General features: G+C 44.8%; 18 protein-coding genes and 1 other annotated feature. All 18 genes read left to right on the top strand.

The genetic code is table 11. The annotated features are described in order from the left end of the window. Positions 1-12 precede the first annotated feature (12 nt). The 18 genes from lon (at position 13) to M3180_RS03765 (ending at position 23,411) form a co-directional block, all read left to right on the top strand. A complete protein-coding gene (gene lon, locus M3180_RS03850; protein ID WP_251665939.1) occupies positions 13-2,364 on the top strand; it encodes an endopeptidase La in 2,352 nt (783 codons plus the stop codon). Continuing rightward, positions 2,354-3,019 carry a ribosome biogenesis GTP-binding protein YihA/YsxC gene (yihA, locus tag M3180_RS03845; RefSeq protein ID WP_251665938.1) on the top strand — a complete coding sequence of 222 codons (666 nt, stop codon included), beginning with the start codon at positions 2,354-2,356 and terminating at the stop codon, positions 3,017-3,019. Before lon ends, yihA begins: the two co-directional genes overlap by 11 nt. Positions 3,020-3,270: 251 nt before the next feature. Beyond that, a complete protein-coding gene (locus M3180_RS03840; protein WP_251665937.1) occupies positions 3,271-3,864 on the top strand; it encodes a non-ribosomal peptide synthetase module in 594 nt (197 codons plus the stop codon). 376 nt (positions 3,865-4,240) lie between these two features. Beyond that, positions 4,241-4,639, top strand: coding sequence for an adenosylmethionine decarboxylase (gene speD / locus M3180_RS03835; RefSeq protein WP_251665936.1), 399 nt, complete (start codon positions 4,241-4,243; stop codon positions 4,637-4,639). Positions 4,640-4,844: 205 nt separating this feature from the next. After that, positions 4,845-6,224 carry a glutamyl-tRNA reductase gene (gene hemA / locus M3180_RS03830; protein WP_251665935.1) on the top strand — a complete coding sequence of 460 codons (1,380 nt, stop codon included), beginning with the start codon at positions 4,845-4,847 and terminating at the stop codon, positions 6,222-6,224. A 68-nt stretch (positions 6,225-6,292) separates the two neighbouring features. Continuing rightward, on the top strand, positions 6,293-7,111 hold the full coding sequence (gene ccsA / locus M3180_RS03825) for a cytochrome c biogenesis protein CcsA (protein ID WP_251665934.1): 819 nt from the start codon (positions 6,293-6,295) through the stop codon (positions 7,109-7,111). 25 nt (positions 7,112-7,136) lie between these two features. Further along, on the top strand, positions 7,137-7,796 hold the full coding sequence (locus M3180_RS03820; protein WP_251665933.1) for a precorrin-2 dehydrogenase/sirohydrochlorin ferrochelatase family protein: 660 nt from the start codon (positions 7,137-7,139) through the stop codon (positions 7,794-7,796). Continuing rightward, positions 7,786-8,733 carry a hydroxymethylbilane synthase gene (gene hemC / locus M3180_RS03815; protein ID WP_251665932.1) on the top strand — a complete coding sequence of 316 codons (948 nt, stop codon included), beginning with the start codon at positions 7,786-7,788 and terminating at the stop codon, positions 8,731-8,733. Before M3180_RS03820 ends, hemC begins: the two co-directional genes overlap by 11 nt. A 2-nt stretch (positions 8,734-8,735) precedes the next feature. Then, entirely contained in the window at positions 8,736-10,298 is a 1,563-nt protein-coding gene (gene cobA, locus M3180_RS03810) for a uroporphyrinogen-III C-methyltransferase (RefSeq protein WP_251665931.1), read from the top strand. After that, complete coding sequence (gene hemB / locus M3180_RS03805; RefSeq protein WP_251665930.1) at positions 10,299-11,297, top strand: porphobilinogen synthase; 999 nt, start codon at positions 10,299-10,301, stop codon at positions 11,295-11,297. Continuing rightward, positions 11,290-12,591, top strand: a complete 1,302-nt coding sequence (hemL, locus tag M3180_RS03800) for a glutamate-1-semialdehyde 2,1-aminomutase (RefSeq protein ID WP_285855565.1) — start codon at positions 11,290-11,292, stop codon at positions 12,589-12,591. The genes hemB and hemL overlap by 8 nt, the downstream gene beginning before the upstream one ends. Positions 12,592-12,609: 18 nt before the next feature. Continuing rightward, the gene (locus tag M3180_RS03795; RefSeq protein ID WP_251665926.1) at positions 12,610-13,575 is read left to right on the top strand and encodes an RluA family pseudouridine synthase; all 966 of its coding nucleotides are present in this window, start codon (positions 12,610-12,612) and stop codon (positions 13,573-13,575) included. A gap of 86 nt (positions 13,576-13,661) precedes the next feature. Then, positions 13,662-15,581, top strand: coding sequence for a LysM peptidoglycan-binding domain-containing protein (locus M3180_RS22880; RefSeq protein WP_251665925.1), 1,920 nt, complete (start codon positions 13,662-13,664; stop codon positions 15,579-15,581). A gap of 78 nt (positions 15,582-15,659) precedes the next feature. After that, positions 15,660-15,903 (top strand) — a binding site (T-box leader). A gap of 52 nt (positions 15,904-15,955) precedes the next feature. Further along, on the top strand, positions 15,956-18,598 hold the full coding sequence (locus tag M3180_RS03785; protein ID WP_251665923.1) for a valine--tRNA ligase: 2,643 nt from the start codon (positions 15,956-15,958) through the stop codon (positions 18,596-18,598). Positions 18,599-18,622: 24 nt separating this feature from the next. After that, positions 18,623-19,996 carry a bifunctional folylpolyglutamate synthase/dihydrofolate synthase gene (locus M3180_RS03780; protein ID WP_251665922.1) on the top strand — a complete coding sequence of 458 codons (1,374 nt, stop codon included), beginning with the start codon at positions 18,623-18,625 and terminating at the stop codon, positions 19,994-19,996. Between the two features lie 7 nt (positions 19,997-20,003). Beyond that, the gene (gene murC, locus M3180_RS03775) at positions 20,004-21,395 is read left to right on the top strand and encodes a UDP-N-acetylmuramate--L-alanine ligase (protein WP_251665920.1); all 1,392 of its coding nucleotides are present in this window, start codon (positions 20,004-20,006) and stop codon (positions 21,393-21,395) included. Between the two features lie 199 nt (positions 21,396-21,594). Beyond that, a complete protein-coding gene (locus M3180_RS03770; RefSeq protein WP_251665919.1) occupies positions 21,595-23,094 on the top strand; it encodes a hypothetical protein in 1,500 nt (499 codons plus the stop codon). A gap of 74 nt (positions 23,095-23,168) precedes the next feature. After that, positions 23,169-23,411, top strand: a complete 243-nt coding sequence (locus M3180_RS03765; protein WP_251665918.1) for a DUF4321 domain-containing protein — start codon at positions 23,169-23,171, stop codon at positions 23,409-23,411. The last annotated feature ends 109 nt before the right edge of the window (positions 23,412-23,520 follow it).

Genomic DNA, 23,520 nt, shown 5'->3' with positions numbered 1-23,520 from the left:
GGAGGTGCTGGAATGGGTTCTAGCAAAACGAAGACTCGTCGTATTCCGCTGCTCCCGCTAAGGGGCTTGCTTGTCTATCCCAGCATGGTGCTCCACTTAGATGTGGGTAGAGAAAAGTCAATTCGTGCCTTGGAGCGCGCGATGGTCGAAGATCAAAATATTTTGTTAGTTTCTCAAGCGGAGGTTAATATCGAGACCCCGCTTGAGGAAGATATATTCCGTGTTGGTACAATTTCTAAAGTGAAGCAAATGCTTAAGCTGCCTAATGGAACGATAAGAGTGCTGGCAGAAGGTCTATTAAGAGCGGAAATTGTTGACTATGTGAATAATGATGAATACTACGAGGTTCTTGTTAAGGAGCTGCCAGAGCCAACAGAGCAATCGTCTGCGATTGATGCATTGATGCGCTCGGTGCTCAGTCAGTTTGAGAATTATGTGTCCTTATCCAAGAAAATCACTGCTGAAACCTATGCCGCTGTATCTGATATTGATGATGCTGGACGGTTAGCTGATGTAATTACAAGTCACCTATCGCTTAAAATTAAAGATAAGCAGCTAATTCTTGAAACGGTAGATGTGGAGAAACGTCTTGAAGCTCTTCTTGAGCTGTTGAATAACGAACGAGAAGTACTTGAGATGGAGCGCCAAATTAATTCACGTGTCAAGAAGCAGATGGAAAAGACGCAAAAGGAATACTATTTGCGTGAGCAGATGAAAGCGATACAAAAGGAGCTTGGTGAGAAGGAAGGCCGGCTCGGTGAGGTAGAGGAGCTTCGCAATCAACTGGAGGAGGCTCAGCTGCCAGAATCCGTTGCTGAAAAAGTGAATAAAGAGATTGATCGTCTGGAGAAAATGCCACAATCTTCGGCTGAAGGTGGAATTATTCGTAATTATATTGATTGGCTGCTTGCACTTCCGTGGAGTAAGCTGACTGAGGATGATCTTGATATTGCTAGAGCAGAGCAAATTCTTGATGAGGATCATTATGGTCTTGAAAAGCCTAAGGAGCGTGTGCTTGAGTATTTGGCAGTTCAGAAGCTTGTTAAAAAGCTTAAAGGTCCGATTCTCTGCCTCGTAGGTCCTCCAGGCGTAGGGAAAACCTCGCTAGCCAAATCAATTGCAAAATCACTAGATCGTAAATTCGTTCGCATCTCATTAGGCGGTGTACGAGATGAGGCTGAAATTCGTGGGCATCGCAGAACGTATGTGGGCGCAATGCCTGGTCGAATTATGCAAGGAATGAAAACAGCAGGAACAAAAAATCCAGTGTTTTTATTAGATGAAATAGACAAGATGGCATCTGACTTCCGTGGTGATCCATCAGCGGCACTATTGGAGGTGCTCGACCCCGAACAGAACAGTACGTTCAGCGATCACTTCGTAGAGGTGCCGTTTGATCTATCCTCCGTTATGTTTGTAACGACAGCTAACTCTCTACATACGATTCCACGTCCACTGCTGGATCGGATGGAGGTGCTTCAGGTTGCTGGCTATACCGAGCTTGAAAAGATGGAAATTGCAAAGCGTTATCTATTCCCTAAGCAACGCAAGGATCATGGCTTAGAGGAGGAGCAGCTATCTTTAGAGGATGATGCAATTAGCTTAATTATTAGACAATATACACGTGAAGCAGGGGTACGTAATCTAGAGCAGCAGGTCGCATCGCTATGTCGAAAGGCAGCAAAGGCATTTGTTTCTGATGCTGAGCTTACTCATATTGGAATCGATGAAGCTAAGGTCAAGGAATGGCTAGGCAAGCCGATCTTCCGTTATGGTACGGTAGATGTACATCATCAGGTTGGTGCTGTGACCGGTCTAGCATGGACTGAGGTCGGAGGAGATACGCTCGTGATCGAGGTTTCTACTATGCCAGGCAGCGGTAAGCTGAACCTTACAGGTAAGCTTGGTGATGTAATGAAGGAATCTGCACAGGCAGCCTATAGCTATATTCGCTCACATGCGGAGGAGCTGAGTATTGATCCTTCATTCCATGAGAAGCTGGATATCCATATTCATATTCCAGAAGGAGCTATTCCGAAGGATGGACCGTCCGCAGGTATTACGATGGCCACGGCGCTCATATCAGCCCTTAGCGGCCGACTCGTCTCGAAGGATGTTGCAATGACCGGTGAAATCACATTGCGTGGTCGCGTGCTGCCGATTGGCGGCTTGAAGGAAAAGTCACTGGCAGCTCATCGTGCAGGAATCAAAAAAGTGCTGCTGCCCATTGATAATCAGCGTGATCTTGATGATATTCCGGACAGCATTAAGCAAGAGATGGATTTTGTTCCTGTAGCTCATCTAGATGAAGTGCTGAAGCATGCATTACTTGAGCAGAAGGAGCAAATAAACAATGAAAATTAAACAAACAGAATTCGTTATAAGTGCAGTACGACCTAATCAATACCCAGATGACGGCTTGCCAGAGATTGCTCTGGCAGGTCGTTCGAATGTTGGTAAGTCATCACTGATCAATCGGATGATCCAACGTAAGAACCTTGCAAGAACGAGCTCTCAGCCAGGAAAGACTCAGCAGCTGAACTATTACCGTGTAAACGAAGAGATCTATTTAGTAGATTTTCCGGGATACGGCTATGCTCGTGTTTCTAAGAAGCAACGAGAAGAGTTCGGTGTTATGATCGAGACATATTTGCGTGATCGTGAGCAGCTGGTTCTCCAGCTTCTAGTCATTGATATTCGTCATGAGCCATCCAAGGATGATGTGTTGATGTATGAATGGCTGAAATATTACGAAATTCCAACCTGCATCGTAGCTACGAAAGCAGATAAAATCCCACGCTCAAAATGGGATAAGCATCTAAAAGTGATTAAGGAGTCATTAGGTGCTGAAAAAGATATTCCAGTCGTATTATTCTCCTCGGAAACAGGTTTAGGTCGTGATGAGCTATGGGCCAAAATACTGCAAGCGATTAATGATGCTGGCATGAATCGTGAAACTGAGCAGTTAGACCAAGAGGAGCAACCTATATTAGCTGATGCTTCCCTTGAGCAGGAGTAATAGAACAATTTCAATAACGGATAACAAATTGATGAGCAATAGTGAGATCGATTCGAAAGATAGCTAGGAATTGTTGTAATTGTCTTATATTTTTTTAGATAAAACCGTTTTTTCGCAAAATACGCTCAAAAATCAAAGATCTCTGGCAGGAATATCAATTGAAAATCTCGTATAATATAACATATAGGCGTGTATTCGGCCTTTCCTTGCAAAGTAAGGAGCTTGGAAAGCGAAGAATTGAGGAGATTTTTATGGCTAAGCGGATAGCCACAGAGTATGTCAGTGCAAAATTTCAGTTAAGCAGTTCAGAGCTTCAAGCATTTATGCAATTTATGGAGGAGCAGCAGCTTCGCCTTCAGGTGCTCATTCTTGAGAATGGGAGCCAGTCACTCGTTCTAGAGGACGTAGCCGGACATGAGAAGATTAAGATGACCTTTGAGCGTCACATTGATCAATATGTGTGTGAGATGTCATGCACCATTGTCCAACTAAAGCTGACGAACGCAATGCGCAAGGCGGTTTCCGTATTCCGCGGCAATGCAATCGTTAATCGAATTTATAGCCAATATACGATGCAATATCATTATAAGCAGGGTACCGTTCACCTTATCGTTGAAGTAACCGATAAAGGCAAGCGCGTTGTGTTCGAGAAGAAGAATACAGCCCTGAAACTACAGCGTGTATTCGAAAGCCGTCAAGTCGAAAGAGAGATTAAGCTCGTGCAGCTTGAGATTGACAGCCTTTTAGATGAGCGCAATGCTAACGTGAGCGCAGCTGAAATTGCGCAAATTGATGAAAAGCTAAAAGAGCTTACCTTCAAGCTGTTTAAGCTTGAAGCTAATTAACTTGGAGCAGGCATATGCCTGCTCTTTTTTTATCAATATGAACCATTAGTAAGATTAAGAAAATAAAGGTAAATTGAAAAAATAAATATTGAGTAATCGGTAGCAAAGTAGTGGAAATGCGAGTAAATTAAAGAGAAGTTGTGCTCGTAAAAAGCTAATGAAAAAAAGCAGTAAAAAAACTGTTGCATTTATCGTCATAAGATGTTATTTTTATTCTCGTTGAATACACATTGGGTTGTTCAAAATTAGGAACCAGGATTCACTCAGGACATAGTAATGTTACGAGAGATTAATCCCTCGAGAAGTGAATGACGTAGGTCCTAGCGGATGAAATTTGTTAAAAAACATTTTATTCCTAGGAAGGGGGAACCGAAGGATGGAATATTCTACTTTCGGAAGACACGTTGCTGTTGATGCATGGGGTGTTGATTTTGATTTACTAAATAGTGCAGAGGCGCTGCAATCTCATATGGTAGAGGCGGCAGAGGCTTGTGGAGCTACAGTATTATCTGTTCAATCTAAGCAGTTCGAACCTCAAGGCGCTACAGTACTAGTACTGTTGTCAGAGAGTCATCTCTCAATTCATACGTATCCTGAGAAAGGTTTCGCAGCACTTGATTGTTACACGTGTGGTGAAACTGTAGATCCTCAGCTTGCGATCGATTACATGCTTGCTGTACTGAAGCCAACAACTGCGCATGCGAAAAAGCTAGTTCGTGGTATGGGCGAGCTTCAAGTGGTTGAGCCAGAATTAAAGCAAACATCTTTAGTTTAACAATTAATTGAACAAGAAGAGTATATAATGAGGTAACCATAGGCAAACTGTCTATGGTTATCTTTTTAAATATTACGTAATCATGTCAATTGCGCGAAGTCGTACATATTATATTTCAAATAATAGTCAAAACTATAGTAATTAGATTTATGTTATAATAAGAATCATTATTAATTAGGGAGCAACGTTTAGAAAGGAGATCACCATGCATATTGTCGTTGTTGGCTTGAACTATCGTACTGCACCCGTAGAGGTTCGTGAGCGTTTTGCGCTTGCCGAGGAACAGCTTAGTGACGCACTAACTAAATTAAAATCAACAATGAGCATTATGGAGTGTGTGATGGTAGCTACTTGCAATCGTACGGAAATTTATGCAGTAGTGGAGCGCCCACAAATTTGTGGTCATGATGTACGCTGGTTTATGGAGCAATGGTTTGGGTTGCCGAGAGAGCAGTTCACAAACTATTTATATATGTACGAGGACCAACAAGCTATTTCACATCTTTTTAAAGTTGCTTGTGGTCTTGATTCGATGATTATTGGAGAAACTCAAATTCTAGGTCAGGTTCGTGATGCGTTTCTAGAAGCGCAGCGTTTGAAAACAACGGGCAAGATCTTTAATATGCTATTTAAGCAGGCGATCACGTTAGCCAAGCGAGCACATTCCGAGACAAAAATAGGTGAGCTTGCTGTTTCTGTTAGCTATGCAGCAGTAGAGCTAGGCAAGCATATATTCGGCAGCTTTAGTGAGAAAAATGTGTTCGTGTTTGGTGCTGGCGAAACAGGCGAGCTGACTGCAAAGCATTTACACAGCAATGGTGCTTCGAGAATTCAAGTTGTAAATCGTACCCTTGAAAAGGCTCAAGAGGTGGCTGCACAGTTTAATGGGGTGGCCTACACCTATGAGCAGGCAAGACCGGAGCTGGAGCAGGCAGATATTATGATCAGTTCAACGGCAGCTAAGCAGTATATACTGACGAAGTCTGATGTGGAAGCGATTATGGTGAAGCGCCGTAATAAGCCATTGTTTATGATAGATATTGCCGTGCCTCGTGATTTTGATCCGAGCATCGCATCGATTGATAATGTATTCTTATATGATATTGATGATTTGAAGGATATCGTTGAGAGCAATCTTGCACAACGCAAGATGGAAGCTGCCAAAATTGACGTGATGATCATTGAAGAAATGAAGGAATTTGCAAGCTGGTATCAAACGTTAGGTGTTGTGCCGCTTATTCGTGCACTACACAGCAAAGCTGCACAAGTTCACGAGACAACAATGGATAGTCTCACAAAAAAATTACCGAATTTGTCCGAGCAGGAGCTAAAGGTCATCCGTAAGCTTACGAAAAGCATGGTCAATCAGATGATTCAGGAGCCAGTTGAACGGGTAAAAGAAATGGCTGGGGAGAAAAAGGCAGATGACGCGATTGAGGTCATTACGCAGCTGTTTAATCTCGAGCAGGAGCTATCCGAGCATAAGAATGGACAAGATTTAACGGATACGCCGGTTGTTGCTGCTTCTGACCGTAAAGGCATCGTTCGCTCTGCTAAAAAGCTTGCTGCCTTAGTGCGTTCATAGCCTTTCTAATGTTAGTGCCCTCAGGTTTCGAACATGCATATTGAAGTAGAACGCAGGGTGGTGCAAAGATGAATTGGGAATTGTGGATATACGACACGGTCGTCTATATATATGCCCTGAGTCTGCTGTTTTACTTTTCAGATTTTGTTTACGAAAATCGGAAAGCGAAGCAGCTAGGCACAGGGCTTCTTGTTTTTGTATGGATGCTCTCAGGAGGCTTTTTATGCATAAGGCTCATAACGGAGTGGAAGGAGCCAGTTTTCGCATTTACGAATGTTGACCTTATGCAGCTGTTTTCTTGGATATTGATTACGCTCTCGTTTATTGTAAGGCGCTTCTACCGAATTGAGCTTATTGTGTTTTTTGTCAATATTATTGGATTTTCTTTGTTCGCGCTTAACCTATATAGCAGAAAGCAAGAAGGTAATACGCTAGAGATGTGGCGAACAACACGAGAGCTGCTATATGTGCATATCAGTCTCGTTATTAGTGCATACGCGATTCTAACCGTTGGTGCATTGCTTGCTGTGATGTATCTCATCGTGCATTATGCGCTCAAAAAGAAAAAGTGGATGAAATGGCTGCGCAGGTTTCCCAGCCTCGAAGTTATTGCAGGTACGATGGAGCGTATGGTCATCATCGGATTTCCACTGCTTGTTATGTCGCTTGCCATCGCGCTAGTGCCGATTATGATTGAAGGAAAAGCAATTATGCTCCTAGATATACAGATCATTATGAGTGTATGCGCGATTGGAATTTATGGCTATTTCATTTATCAGCGTGCAGTACATAAAAAGCCAGGCCATGACATTGCACGACTGTATTTAGTTGCTTACGCTATTCAGATTGTGAATATGCTTTCTGGTGAATATTCTTCCTTCCATTAGTGAAGGTTGTTAGTGAGGCGGTTACATGACAGCTTATTATCCTATAATGCTCAACCTTCAAGCTCAGCGTATTGTTGTAATTGGTGGTGGAAGCATTGCAGCGAAAAAAATTGCTGGGCTGCTAGAGAGCGGGGCAGAGCTTGTACGTGTTGTTTCTCCTCAGCTAAGTGCTCCCTTGCAGCTGCTAGCTGATCGGAAGGAGATCCAGTGGCTAGATCAGCGTTATGAGCCGCATTTACTGGAAGCGGCAACACTAGTATTTGCCGCTACCGATGATGCACAGCTGAATGAACAAATTAGCAATGATGCGAAGAAATACGATATACTGGTTTGTAATGTGAGTGAAGGACAGCAAGGAAGCTTTATAACGCCTGCCATTGCGAGGTCTGGAGAGCTAACTGCAGCGATCTCATCTGCTGGCAGCAGCCCAAGCTTGGTGAAAATGATGAAGCAGGAGCTGGAGCAACATTATTTGCCGCGTTATGCGAATGCCCAGCAGCTTATGAAGCAGCTGCGTGCTCAAGTGCTCCGCAGCAATTTGAGCGCTGAGCAGCGAAAAAAACTGCTATCCGATGCTGCGAAGGAAGCTATGCATGTGATGGATATACCATTTGAAGCTTGGTATGCATCGTTGGTTGATAGAAATGTACTGGACGAAGGTGAGGATACGGAAGATGGAAGCTAGAGTAATTAAAGTTGGAACACGTCAGAGCCAGCTTGCTTTAACGCAAACAGGGCAAGTGATTAAACAGCTGGAAGAGCTATGTCAAAAGCATGATCTGCCTTACAGTTTTGAGATACATAAAATTGTAACAAAGGGCGATAAAATTCTTGACGTTACACTTTCTAAGGTTGGCGGTAAAGGGCTTTTTGTAAAGGAGATCGAGCAAGCGCTGCTGAATAGCGATATCGACTTAGCGATTCACAGCATGAAGGATATGCCATACGAGCTGCCAGAGGGATTAATGATTGGTGCAGTGCCAAAGCGTCTTACGCCACAAGATTGTCTTGTGCTGAAGCAGGGCTACTCCTTCGAGGACCTTCCACAAGGAGCAAAGGTCGGAACAAGCAGCTTGCGCCGCAGCAGTCAGCTAAAATATGCACGTCCGGATCTAGATATTCAGTGGATTAGAGGAAATATTGATTCTCGTATACGCAAGCTTGAGACGGAGGGCTTTGATGCGATTGTATTAGCTACGGCAGGCTTAATGCGTATGGGCTGGGAGCATAAAATTTCTACGTTATTGCCAGCTGATGTATGTGTGCCAGCTGTCGGTCAAGGTGCGCTAGGAGTACAATGCAGAACCGCAGACGAGAGTGTCAAGGAGCTGTTAGCACTGCTTAACGATCATGATTCTGAGATTACAGTGGCGGCAGAACGCAGCTTTCTCGGTACACTTCAAGGTGGCTGTCAGGTGCCAATCGGTGCACACGCAACGATCGTTGAACGCAATGGAGATGAAGAAGTATTAGAGTTAACAGGAATTGTAGGCTCTCCTGATGGTGTAACCCTATTAAAGTCAGTTCAGCGTGGAGCAGATGCGGTTCAACTAGGAGAACAGGTAGCGCGTCAATTGCTGGATGACGGAGCGCGCGACATACTAGCAAAGATTGAGGGATAACGATGAACAAGGGTAAAGTTTATTTGGTAGGCGCCGGTCCAGGCGATCCTAGACTCATTACGATACGTGGGATGCAGTGTATTAAAGAATGCACTGCGATCGTATATGACCGGCTAGCAAGTCCCAGACTATTGCGCTACGCTAGACCAGATGTAAAGCGTGTATATGTTGGGAAGCTTCCTGACCGACATACGATGAAGCAGGAGGACATTAATCAGCTGCTCGTAGATTTGGCACTCGAAGGACATACGGTAACACGATTAAAGGGTGGAGATCCGACAATTTTTGGTCGTGTTGGCGAGGAAGCAGGTTTGCTGAGAAAGCATAATATTGATTTTGAGATTATCCCCGGAATAACGTCGGCTATATCCGTGCCTGCGTATGCAGGAATTCCCGTTACACATCGTGAGCATGCATCGTCGTTATCGATTATTACAGGACATGAAAGCCCTGAGAAATTAGATCGGTCCATATATTGGGATAAGGTAACGAATGCTACGGGTACGCTTTTATTTTTAATGGGTGTAGCCAAAATAGATTACATATCAAAGCAGCTTATGAAGCATGGGAGAAGCGCAGATACCCCTGTAGCGCTCGTTCGTTGGGGGACGACGCCAGAGCAGCAAACGTTAGTTGGCACGCTCGGTACCATTGCTGAGCTAGTTAGGACGCGTAAGTTTGAATCACCAGCCATTATCATTGTAGGGGATGTAGTGAAGCAACGAGAAGCGTTGCAGTGGTACGAGAAGATGCCGTTGTTCGGAATGCGAATTCTTGTAACACGAGCACGAGCGCAAGCAAGTGATTTCGCTGAAATGATTGAAGCGCTTGGTGGAGAGCCCTGTGAGTTTCCTGTTATTGAAGTACGTAAGCCTCAGGAATCTCAGCATTTACAGCATATTGAAGCCTGCTTAAAGCAAGCAGAAGGCTATGACTGGCTTGCTTTTACTAGTGTGAATGGCGTAGAGTACTTTTTCCAATACCTTATTGAGCATCGATTGGATATTCGAAAGTTTTATAAAGCTCGCGTTGCCGCTGTCGGTCCGAAGACAGCTGAAGCGCTTGAGCAGCGTGGAATAAAGGTAGACCTTCAAGCATCACGTTATGATGCAGAGGGATTATTAGAAGCATTTGAGCATGTTTTACAGCCTGGTGAGCGCGTGCTCTTGCCACGCGGAGATTTAGCGCGTGCAGTGCTGCCGGAGCAGCTGCGTCAACAAGGCATTCATGCTGATGAGATTAGTGTATATGAAACGGTAATCGCTCCGCTGCAGGAGCCGATCATTATAGATTGGTTAAAGGAAAAGCATATTCATATGCTGACCTTTACTAGCTCTTCTACAGTAAAAAATTTAATAAAGGTGTTGGAGCAAGCAGGGATCGAAGATCCTGTTGCCTTGATCTCACAATATCCAATTGCAAGCATTGGCCCAATTACAACGGCCACTATTGAGAGCTTCGGACTGAAGGTTACGATAGAAGCTGAGGAAGCGACGATTGAATCTTTAACGGCTGCTCTCGTTGGCTATAATGCTGCACAGCGAATTGAACAGGAGGAAAAATAAATGGCATTTCCAATTACTCGAAACCGCAGATTAAGACGTTCTGCAGCATTAAGAAGCATGCTGCGAGAGCATACGCTGCAGGTTGAAGATTTTATCTATCCTATCTTTGTTACACATGGCGAAAATGTAAGAGAGCCTATTCCATCTATGCCAGGTGTTTATCATTTATCGATGGATCAATTAAAGCTGGAGATCGAAGAGGTTGTCGCGCTAGGTATTCAGTCCGTCCTTATTTTCGGGGTACCTAATTATAAGGATGAAGTAGGCAGCTCCGCGTATGATGACGAGGAAATCGTTCAGCAGGCTATTCGCGCGATCAAGCAATGGGCACCACAGCTTGTTGTCATTGCAGACACTTGCCTATGTCAATTTACAGATCACGGTCATTGTGGAGTAGTGCATGTGGACGAAGCGACAGGCGTTGCAGAGATTGTTAATGACGAGTCACTGCAGCTTCTTGTAAAAACTGCGGTTTCGCAGGCGAAGGCGGGTGCGGACATTATCGCTCCCTCTAATATGATGGATGGATTTGTAGCAGCGATCAGACAAGGGCTTGATGAAGCGGGCTTTGTAGATATTGCCATTATGTCATACTCTGTGAAGTACGCGTCGGCATATTACGGTCCGTTCCGTGACGCTGCGCACTCCGCGCCGCAGTTCGGCGACCGCAAAACGTATCAAATGGACCCAGCTAACGCTGTAGAGGCGCTGCGCGAGGCAGAAAGTGATGTGGAGGAAGGTGCCGACTTCTTAATGGTAAAGCCAGCACTAGCTTATCTTGACATCGTGCGTACGCTGGTTGATCAATTTGACCTTCCGGTTGTTGCCTACAACGTAAGTGCTGAATATTCGATGGTGAAGGCAGCAGCAGCGAATGGCTGGATAGATGAGCGGGCGATTGTACTGGAAACCTTGCTCGGCATGAAGCGTGCGGGAGCATCGCTTCTCATTACTTATCATGCTAAGGATGCCGCAAGATGGCTGAAGGGGGATGCTTAATATGGCGAAACGTATTGATACTTTGTCTAAGCAAGCGTTTGAGCGTGCGAAGAAGGTTATTCCTGGTGGAGTAAACAGTCCAGTCCGCGCTTATAAATCTGTGGGCTTAACTCCTGTTTATGTGGAGCGAGGAGAAGGCAGCAGAATCTATGACATCGATGGTAATAGCTATATTGATTACATATTGTCGTGGGGACCATTAATTGCAGGACATGCCCATCCTGAGGTTGTTAAAGCGCTGCAGGAGACGGCTGTAAAGGGTACGAGCTTCGGTGCACCGACTGAGCTGGAAACGTTAATGGCGGAGCTCGTTGTTGAGCGTGTACCGTCTGTTGATATTGTACGTATGGTGAACTCTGGGACAGAGGCTACGATGAGTGCGCTTCGCTTAGCTCGCGGCTATACAAAGCGTTCAAAAATATTGAAGTTTGAAGGCTCCTATCACGGTCATGCAGACAGCCTGCTCATTAAGGCTGGGTCAGGTGTAGCTACACTTGGCTTGCCAGACTCGCCAGGGGTTCCGGAATCCGTCGCGCAAAACACGATAACGGTACCATATAACGATATTGAAAGTGTGAAGCTTGCGTTCGAGCGCTTCGGCGAAGAGCTTGCCTGTGTTATTGTTGAGCCTATAGCGGGCAATATGGGCGTAGTGCCACCGCTTCCAGGCTTCCTAGAGGGTCTAAGAGAGCTTACTACACAGTATGGAAGCTTGCTTATTTTTGATGAGGTTATGACGGGCTTCCGTGTTGATTATTCGTGCGCGCAAGGTAAATTTGGCGTAACGCCTGATCTAACTTGCTTCGGTAAAGTTATCGGTGGCGGACTACCAGTTGGCGCTTATGGTGGTCGAGCTGAAATTATGGAGCAAATTGCCCCAAGCGGACCAATCTATCAAGCAGGTACATTGTCAGGCAATCCACTAGCGATGGCTGCAGGCTATACCACATTAAAGCTAATGACCAAAGAAGCCTACGAACAGCTTGACGTCAAAGCTGCTCGTCTGCAACAGGGCTTCGAGGACAATGCTCGTAAGTATGACATACCGCTTACTGTAAATCGTGTTGGATCGATGGTATGTCCATTCTTTACCGCTGAGAAGGTTATTAACTTCGAAACAGCAAAATCATCCAATATCGACTACTTTACAAATTATTTCAGACATATGCTTGATCAAGGTGTTAGTGTTCCGCCATCTCAATTTGAAGGATTATTTTTGTCCATCGTGCATAGTGATGAGGATATTGAACATACGATTGCTGCTCATGAATATGCGCTGTCACAGCTAAAATAATCGGTTGAGGTGAATGCAATGTTAGAGGGGTTACTCTCGCGAGAAGGAACAGAGCTTGTGTTGAATTATACGGAATTAAAAAAACGCTTAACAGCAGAGCAGGCACAATATCAGCCTAAGGTCGGCAGTCACCCGCATCTTGTGCGGCAATGGCTGCTCGCCTGTTCAGTTTTTCCCGCAAAATGGTTGAATCGGATTTTCTCTGTAGGTGGAATTCGATTTGTCGGAGAGGATCTGCATCTGCTCGCCTATACGTATGCTGATCTAGAACAGGATGCAGATTACCGTGCGGCTAAGACAGAGGCAAAGGTTGGCGCTCCAAAAATTGAAGTGCTGTACGAGGATGATCATTTGCTAGTCGCTAACAAGCCTGCAGGGATGCCTGTCCACGGTGCGAACAAAGGTCAGCGTAACAGCTTGGATGTTGCTGTCGCTGTTCATATGCTGCGCAGCAATGATCCTATTATCGTCCGTCACATTCATCGCTTGGATGATGATACATCAGGACCTGTGTTATATGCGAAGAATGAGCTGGCACAGCAGCGACTAGATGAGCAAATGAGAAATAAAGAGATAGATCGTAAGTATGTAGCGATTGTTCACGGTCAATTAAAATCAAAAAAAGGGACAATTAGCGAGCCGATAGGCAAGGATCGTCATCAGCCTAAGCGAAGAATTGTGAATCCGAAGGGTGAGCACGCTGTCACCCATTATGAGCTGCTGGAGAGCGGCGAGAAGTATTCCGTTGTTAAGCTATCGCTCGAAACAGGACGAACTCACCAAATTCGCGTACATATGAGTCATATCCGTCACCCGCTCGTCGGCGATTATCTATACGGCGGTAATACGGAGCTGCTTAGTCATCAGGCATTGCACGGTTCGAGCCTAACCTTTGTCCACCCGGTTACAGCTGAGGAGCTTGTCATCGAATCAAAACTACCGGATTGGTATGCACAAATTAAGCAGGATATAACTAAAAGTTAGTCATGCGTAGCCTTCCTTCACCATATAGATAAATAGTGAAAGCTTTTGTAAAACAAGCATTCATTATTGTGAAGGGAGGCTTTTTCGTGTCTAATGGACTTCGATTTGATATTTATGAGCGTGTACATTTACCTGAAAATGTAGCAGCAATTGATGAGCTGGAGGAAATTGAGCTAGTACCTCGGATTCAAGTGATAGATCAAGGTGAAAATGCGGTTTTACAGGGCCAGCTTGTATTGAACGGTATTTATCGAGCTCAAGGAGCAGGGGACGAGCAAGTTGCGCTTGAGCATTGGATTCCAGTAGAAATTACACTGCCAATGAATCGTGTAACGAAGCTTGATGAAATAACGGTAGATATTGATACGTTTGACGTCGTGCTGCTGTCATCACGTGCACTTAATCTAACAGGGATATTATCGCTGCGCGGTATTACGCTAGAGCAGGAAGAAGAAAGCGATAGTTGGAATGTGGAAGCCTTTACTGCATCGCACTCTCGTGGCGAAGAGGAAGATGGCAGAGAAGAGAATGCACAAGAAGCTGAGCAGCAGTTCAATTACGCCCAGCAGTATGAGGCAGTTCATCAATACGAGGCAGCTCAGCAATATGGAGAGGCTGAGCAGAGTCAAGAAGAAAGAGAATATGAAGCACAGCAAACTGAGGGAGCCGAGCAATATACGGAAGCTCATCAGTACGAGACATTCCAGCAATACGAAGCGGTTCAGCAGCATGAAGCAGCTGACCAAAATGAGGATGCTAGACAGTATGCTGCAGAAAATTATTATGAAGCGGCACAGCAATATGAGGCAGCTTCACCCTACGAGTCTGCGGAGCAACAGGTTGAAGCTTATTACGCAGCGGCAGAGCATTCAGGCGAAGGGATGCAGCAGTATGAAGGTGAACAGCAGGAAGAAGCTCGTTATACCTACCCATACGAGCAGCCATATCGTGTAGAGGAACAGACAGAGGAAGCACCGCAGGAGCAGTATACTTATCCGGAAGCCTCTTTATATCATAATCAGATAGAGGCGGCTCCCGAAGAACAGATAGATGCAGCGCAGCAGGATCAGTCACGTCCAGACCTTAATAGCTATAACTGGGAGCAGTCCACGGCAGATCAGCTGTCGAGCTATGTTCAGTTTATTGAGCAAAAATACGCACCTGCTCCAGAGCAGGCTGTAACCAATGAGGACCATTGGAGCTTTGCTCGAGTGGTGGAGCAGCAAGAAGCGAACGCTAATCAAGCATCAGAAGAGCAGGTGGTGGAGGAAGCAGAGGAGCAGTTCTCCTATCAAGCTGAACAGGCTTCTCAGTTTACGCATAATGAGCAATCTGCCAGTGAGGCACGTGAAGAGGAAACTGCACTGCAAGAGGAGATTACTGCCAATAACTCAGATCTAGCGCAGGACAGCGAAAAGCAAGACAGCGCAGAGCAATGGAGTGCATGGGAGCCAGTAGCTTCGGAGGAACGTGCACAGGCAGAAGAAGATCAGGCAGAAGAATCCGAGGAGCAAAGCGAAGCCGATCAAGAGCAGAATGATAATGAACAACAAGAAGAGGAGCGGGCGGAGGAAGCAGAGGAAGCTAACGAACAAGTAAGTGAACAAGTAACAGAGCCTCCTGCTACACGCGAGCTTCACATCGCATTAAACGGCAACAAAGAGGAGAATGAAACGCAGGGGATTCGCACCATATTGAATTCTAGCTTAAGGGAACAGGCCGCTCAGCAAGCTGCAAACCTTCAGAAGCAGGAAGAAGATCGACAACAGGCTGAGGCAGCCGCGCAGCAAGCAGCGGATGATGAGGTTCAGTGGAAGCAGCTATTTATTAGCAAACGACCTGAGCAGAATGAATTTAAGCGTATCCGCATGATTATTGTGCAAAAAGACGATACCCTAGAGCAAATTGCTACGCGGTATAACATTAGTGCACGAGATATATTAGTGCGTAACAACTTGCATGAATCAGCCATTACAGCAGGCCAGCTGCTATACATCCCGTCTTAAGTTTTTGATGAGTTGTTTGAATAACCTCTCGTTGAAATTGACTAGAACCTCTTCATACGTTATTATACATATATATGTCTAATAATGATGATGAGGAATAGTATACGTACATTACCTTCAGAGAGTAGAGCTGTTCGCTGTGAGGCTTTACAGGATAATAAGTATATGGGTCGCCTCTGAATTGCCAAGCTGAACATAGCGATCTGATCGCTACTAATAGGTATGGCCGGCTGCAGCCGTTATCTGTATTGAGAGCCATACGAGGGTCGTAGTCGTATGGAATGAAGGTGGTACCACGGAAGAATAGCCTTTCGTCCTTTTTATAAGGATGAAAGGCTTTTTTATTGCATATTTATCGTATGGAGGATGAAGAAATGTCAGAGAATCAGTCTAAATTAAGCATGCCGACAACGTATGACCCGAAGGCTGCTGAACAAAAATGGTATGAATATTGGATGAACAACAACTATTTTCAAGCGGGGCAACGAAAAGATGCGGAGCCGTTTACAATTGTTATTCCACCGCCTAACGTGACGGGAATGCTTCATATTGGCCATGCGCTAGACTTTACGCTTCAGGACATTATTATCCGTGCGAAGCGCATGCAGGGCTATGACGCTCTATGGCTGCCTGGTTCAGACCATGCAGGTATTGCAACGCAAACAAAGGTAGAACAAAAGCTGCGTGAGCAAGGGATTTCCCGTCATGATCTTGGTCGTGAAAAGTTCCTTGAACAGGTATGGGCATGGAAGGATCAATATGCCAACACCATTCGCGAGCAATGGGCAAAAATGGGACTGTCTCTCGATTACTCACGCGAGCGCTTTACGCTGGATGAAGGGTTATCGAAGGCCGTACGCGAGGTTTTTGTACGTCTATACGAAAAAGGCTTAATTTATCGCGGTAAAAAAATTATTAACTGGGACCCTGCAGCTAGAACAGCATTGTCAGATATTGAGGTTGAATATAAGGAGCTCAATGGTCATCTGTACCATTTACGCTACCCTTTGAAAAACGGCTCTGGCTACATTACCGTAGCAACAACACGTCCAGAAACAATGCTTGGAGATACAGCGGTTGCGGTGCATCCTGAGGATGAGCGCTACAAGCATTTAATCGGTGAGATGATTGTGCTTCCGGTCGTTAACCGCGAAATTCCAATTATCGCTGATGAATATGTAGAGAAGGAATTTGGATCTGGCGCAGTAAAAATCACTCCTGCACATGATCCGAACGACTTTGAGGTTGGTGAGCGTCATAAGCTGCCGCAAATCATCGTTATGGATGAGACAGGTACAATGAATGATGAGGCAGGACCATATAAAGGAATGGATCGCTTTGATTGCCGCAAGCAGCTCGTTGCTGATCTTCAGGAGCATGGCGTATGCGTGTTGATTGAGGATCATGTGCATCAGGTTGGGCACAGTGAGCGCAGTGGTGCTGTTGTAGAGCCTTATCTATCCACACAATGGTTCGTTGCTATGAAGCCTCTTGCTGAAGCGGCTATCGCAGCACAGAAGTCTGGTAAAGGTGTACAATTTGTTCCAGAGCGCTTCGAGAAAACGTATTTGAATTGGATTGAAAATGTTCGTGACTGGTGTATTTCTCGTCAGCTATGGTGGGGGCATCGAATTCCTGCATGGTACAACGATGAAACAGGTGAAATGATCGTATCGCGCGAGGACCAACAGGATCCGAATCTGCGTCAAGACAATGACGTGCTTGATACATGGTTCAGCTCTGCGCTATGGCCGTTCTCTACACTTGGATGGCCAGAGCAAACCGAAGACTTGAAGCGATACTACCCTACAAATGTGCTCGTTACTGGCTACGATATCATTTATTTCTGGGTCGCTCGCATGATCTTCACAGCGCTTGAGTTCACAGATGAGATTCCGTTCAAGGATGTTCTCATGCATGGACTTGTTCGCGATAAAGATGGACAAAAAATGTCGAAATCTCTTGGCAATGGCGTCGATCCACTTGAAGTAATCGAGCAATATGGTGCGGATGCGATGCGCTTCATGATCTCTACGGGCAGCACTCCGGGTCAGGATCTACGTTTCCGCTACGAAAAGGTAGAGCAAGCTCGTAACTTTGCCAATAAAATCTGGAATGCTTCACGTTTTGCTCTTATGAACTTGGAAGGCTTTACGTATGAGGATATTCAGCTGGATGGGAAGCTTGGCACTGCAGATCGCTGGATCTTGCATCGACTGAATGAAACGGTTCGCGATGTAACTCGCTTAATGGACAGCTATGACTTCGGTGAAACGGGTCGCTTGCTTTATAACTTTATTTGGGATGATCTATGCGACTGGTATATCGAATTTTCGAAGCTTAGCCTTTATGGTTCCGATGAAGCGGCTAAAAAAGCAACGCAATCCGTGCTGGCTTATGTGCTGGATCGCACGCAGCGTTTAATCCATCCATTCATGCCGTTTATCTCTGAGGAGATCTGGCAGCATCTACCGCATCAGGGTGAAACGATTACGCTTGCTCCTTGGCCGGTATATGATGAAAAGCTAGCTGCTCCACAGGCTGTTAAGGAAATGGAGCTGCTCATGGATATGATTCGAGCTGTTCGTAATATTCGAGCAGAGGTTAATGTGCCGATGAGTAAGAAGGTAGATCTTATCGTGAAGCCTTCAAGCGAAGCGGAGCTTGCAATTCTAGCTTCGAATGAAGAGTTTATTGAGCGCTTCTGCGGTACTTCAACGCTAGAGATAGCAATTGGCAAAGCCGCACCTGATAAAGCGATGTCTGCAATTGTAACTGGGGCAGAGCTATATTTACCGTTAGCTGGTTTGCTTGATATTGATAAGGAAATTGCTCGACTTGAGAAGGAAATCGAGCATTTGAATAAAGAGGTTGAGCGCGTAGAGAAAAAGCTTGCGAATGAAGGCTTTGTAGCGAAAGCGCCAGCTAAAGTGATTGAGGAAGAACGCAGCAAAATGAAGGATTATGCGGAAAAGCGTGACAAGGTTGTTCAACGTATTGCTGAGCTTCGCGGTTAATTCGCAGAAAAAAGGAGAATCGATATGAGCAAACTTCATGATGACGTTTTGATGCATTCCTATCAAGAAGCTGTCGATTGGATTAACGGACTGATTCCATTCGGAATACGTCCAGGACTGGAGCGTATTGAGCAGCTGCTCGATGCGCTTGAAAACCCGCATCGACGTCTGCGTTTTATTCATGTCGCTGGAACTAATGGTAAGGGCTCTGTATGCTCTTACCTTACCCATGTTCTTATAAAAGGCGGCTATGATGTTGGAACGTTTACTTCGCCGTATATTACAAAATTTACGAATCGCATGCAATATAATGGTCAAGATATAGAAGAGGAGACACTGCTTCAGCTCGCTAACAAGGTCCGACCGCTTGTCGAAGAGATGGCACAAACTGAGCTTGGTTCTCCAACGATGTTCGAGGTTACTGTTCTGATCGCCATCTTATATTATGCGACTGTAACCTATCCAGATTATGTCGTATGGGAGACTGGGCTAGGCGGCAGACTTGATGTGACGAATATCGTTCACCCTGTCGTTTCAGTCATTACAAATATCGGTCATGATCATATGGATAGACTTGGCGATACCATTGAAGCAATTACCGCTGAGAAGGCAGGAATTATTAAGCCGGGTACACCAGTTATTGCAGGTGTAACTCAGCCAGAAGCCATCCAAGTGATCACGAACACTGCTCGAGAAAAGAAGAGCACCCTATATTTGTATCAGCAGCAATTCGATCAGATGCCACTATATGTGGATGAGCAGGAGCAGCAATTCAGATTTGAAGGAATGTTCCGTAATCTTGAAGATGTTACGATCACGATGAAGGGCGCTCATCAACGACAGAATGCTGCAGTTGCCCTTATGACCATCGAAGTGCTTCGTCAATATTATGCGCTTGTCATCGAGGACGAGGATTTGCTTGAGGGAATGAAGATGACGACCTGGCCAGGGCGTCTAGAGCAAATCAGTGATCAGCCTCGCTTGCTAATTGACGGTGCACATAATCCTGAAGGCGCTGAGGTGCTTGTTGACTCCTTAACCTCTACATTTAAGTATGAAAAGTTACATCTTGTTATGGGAATGATCGAGAATAAGAATCACCGTGACACATTGAAGCATATATTAACTATAGCGGATACGTTAATACTTACAGAGCCTAATTATCGATCGGCAAAAGATGCTGAGCAGCTGCGTGCTGTGGTCGAGGATATTGGTCATGAGCTAGGCCTGCAGACTTCTCCTAACGTCATCGTAGAGAAGGATTGGAAAAAGGCACTGGCATTATTACTTAAAATAACCGAACCATCAGATCTAGCAGTAGTTACTGGGACATTGTATTTGATAGGAGACGTACGCTCGTATATGCTACACAACAAGGATGCAGAAAAAGGCTGGTGAATTCTCTTTGAAAGCAAATGAACAAGTTCATTTCATCGGTATTGGTGGTTACGGAATGAGTGCGATTGCCAAGGTTGTATTGGAAATGGGCTACAAAGTAACAGGTTCTGATTTGGCACAGTCAGCACTTTCGAGCAAGCTCGCAGAGCAAGGAGCTCAGGTTAGTCTTGGTCATGATGCTTCTCATGTGGAAGGGGCGACACTTGTCGTATACTCAACCGCTGTCAGCTCTGATAATGTAGAGCTTGTTGCCGCACAACGTGCAGGCATACCGGTGCTCCACCGCTCAGAAATGCTAGCTAAATTGCTTAATGCTACAGAAGGAATTGCAGTTGCGGGTGCACATGGTAAGACAACCACTTCATCCATGATCGCTCTTGTTATGGAACTGACGAATCAAGATCCTACGTACATCATTGGCGGAGAAATTGTTAATCTTGGTACCAATGCAAAAGCAGGCAAGGGTAGCTATCTTGTAGCAGAAGCAGACGAAAGTGATGGATCGTTCCTTAAGTACTTCCCATCAATAGCTGTTGTCACAAATATTGAAGCGGATCATCTTGAAAATTACGATGGAGATTTCGAAAATATTAAAAAAGCTTATGTACAGTTTCTAATGCAAGTTAAATCAGATGGCAAAGCGATCGTTTGTATTGATGACGCAAATGTTCGTGAGCTGCTGCCTCGCGTGTATGATTCAGAGGACTTACAGAAGAAGCAGCTGATTACTTATGGAATTACTGAGCAAGCGGATTATAAAGCGAGTCACATCGAAGAAGGAGATCGCTGTGTAAGCTTTGAGCTTCACCATCAGGGTCAGTCTCTAGGCAGCTTCAAGCTGTCTGTACCTGGACTTCATAATGTGTACAATGCAATGGCAACCATTATTACTGCCATTGAAGCAGGTGTAGCGATTGAGGAGATTCGTACTGCCATCACTAAGTTTGAAGGCGCCAAGCGACGTTTTCAAGTCGTGGCGGATGTAAATGATATGCTTGTGGTTGACGATTATGCACATCATCCTACAGAAATTACAGCGACTATTCGTGCAGCTAAAGCTTCTGGAAAACGTATTACAGCTGTTTTCCAACCGCAGCGATTTACGCGAACTTATTTTTTGTTGGATGAATTTAGCAAAGCGTTTCCAGAGGCGGATCGTGTGATCATCACTGATATTTATTCACCTGCTGGGGAAGCAGCAATAGAAGGGGTTTCTTCTGAGAAGCTCGTTGAATTAATAAAGGCAAGCGGTCAGCATAATGCTACGTATATTCCGACCAAGGAGCAGGTGCTGGCTCAGCTTAAGACAACAATTACCCCTGGTGATATTGTCATAACGATGGGTGCCGGTGATATATGGAAGGTTGCCCACGAGCTTGGCGATTACATCAAGCAATAAAAGACTACACGGTACAACAACATAAATTAGGAAAAGAACAATCGGTGAGGGTTCTATTTAGCCCTCCATGCTTGTTCTTTTTTTGTTTTGGTCTTGAGAATCTATGAGCTATCACCGAAAACAATTTTCTTTTCTTGTCTATCATAATATGAATTCGCATTTCATAGAATACTAGTGATAGAAGAGAGGAGTGATTGTTGTGACAAAACCAAATCGCATTACATATCGTTTTGATCGTCAAGGAAATAAGATAGAAGAAACGCATCCAGCTCAGGAAGTTCTGCAGCCAGCTGCACTGCATGAAGAGGTTGAAGAACCTATACTTAGTAACGAGCAAAAGTGGAGCTTCGACGAGCCAGCTCATAATATAGATGCAACAACGACTTTGAATCAATACGAGATTGATATAGAAAAGCTAGAAAAACTAATTCGTGAAAGCAGCTTAGAAAGTAATCAAACTACTTATGATGAGCAGGTGCAAAAGGGTAACGTATCTGAGCAGTATATTGAAATCGAACAATATAAGCAGGAGCAGCAAGCAATCGTTGAACAAGCCAACCTATTACAAGAAGATGTGAACCAAGCCAAGCTGCAAGAAGAAGTGAAGCACGTTAAGATAAAACAGGAGTCATATAACGATACTCACGCAGAGCAGATTCCTGCGAATTGGTCTCATTACGAGGAACACGTTTATTCTCATGCTGTAAGCGACTATGTTGAACGTGATGATGAGAAGCAACGCTTATACGAGCTAGATCAGTATGAGGAAGCTTCAGCGGATTCAACGCGCGCTCGTAGCATTGATGAAGCCACGTTCCTTGAGCAAGCAACTCACGAGGAGCTAGATCGAAAACCTTTGCCTTGGTTAAATAGCGCGGTTTCTGTCATTAGTGCCATCGTGACGGGTATTTGTATTGGATATTTGATGCTATCACTAGTTTTTGGCGTGTCGGTATGGCCGCTTTCCGCACTGGCTAAGCCGAGCGAGGCTGAGCAAGCAGCAGCTGTCGGGTCAAATGATAATATGCCTGTGCCTGTAGTCGAGGGGCGGGATGCAAAGGAAGTTACATCAGGAACAGCTGTACAGCTTAGTGAAGCAAGCTTCCATTATCATGTGCTACAAGCAGGCGTATTCACTCAAGAAAAAACACGTGATGAAGTACTTGCTAGCCTGGAGCTAGGAGGGTTTAACGGACATTACATTAAAGATAGCAGTGATCGATATTTTGTATATGCTGGATTAGCAACGACTGCAACGAATGCAGCACCGATTCAAGGCAAAATAAAAGGTATTGAGACATATCGCAAGGAGATGACGCTTCAATTGCCATCTCAGATTGCCTTCAATGGAGAGGCGGAGAAACTTGATCAATATTTTAAGGATAGCAATGCGTTAATTTCTATGTATGCTGATCTTGTAGCTATACAGCTTGAACAGACAAGCTTCAGCAAGATTGGTGAGGCTGCCTATTCCGCAGCCCAGATCTCCTACAATAATTGGCTGTCACTCGCTAATGAGATTGAGGCACATTGGGTTGATTCCGTTGATAAGCAGGAAGCCATTACATTAAAGGAAGAGCTGATGAATGCTCAGGCGCAATTGCAAAACTATCAAGCAGAGCCTAAGTCTGTATACCTATGGAGCATACAGTCATCCCTTGTGAAATCAGTACTCCTTCAGAAAGAATGGTATGAGTAAGTAAACTCATTGTCATCCCTGATCTAGGTGCGTATAATAGAGGGAGTAGACGCATGTAGAAAGGGATTGGACCAATGAAGAAAAACAAATGGACACTGTTACTACTTATATTACTTGGACTGCTTGCAGGTTCGCTTATTTCCTATTGGCTTGAATCCGTCCCTGGCCTATCGTTTTTAACGAATGCGATTACAACAGATTGGAGTCCTTCTTTTGATTTCCATGTAATCTCACTTGATTTGTCACTGCATGTTAATGTAAGCTTGCTTAGCATTGTGGGTATGGTAGTGGCCATTTGGTGGTATCGTAAGCTATAGAGGTAGAGGTAGTTAAAAAAGTTTCAACTTTGATCACGATGTTTTTCGTTGTAGCTTATTCGGCATCGAATATGAAGTGCTAGCGAAAATTCCGTTGCTCACGTACCAA

The sequence above is a fragment of the Paenibacillus camelliae genome, assembly GCF_023715345.1.
Lineage (GTDB): Bacteria > Bacillota > Bacilli > Paenibacillales > Paenibacillaceae > Pristimantibacillus > Pristimantibacillus camelliae.
The sequence above is the reverse complement of the archived record's forward strand: the minus strand, read 5'-3'. Positions and strand labels throughout refer to the sequence as shown.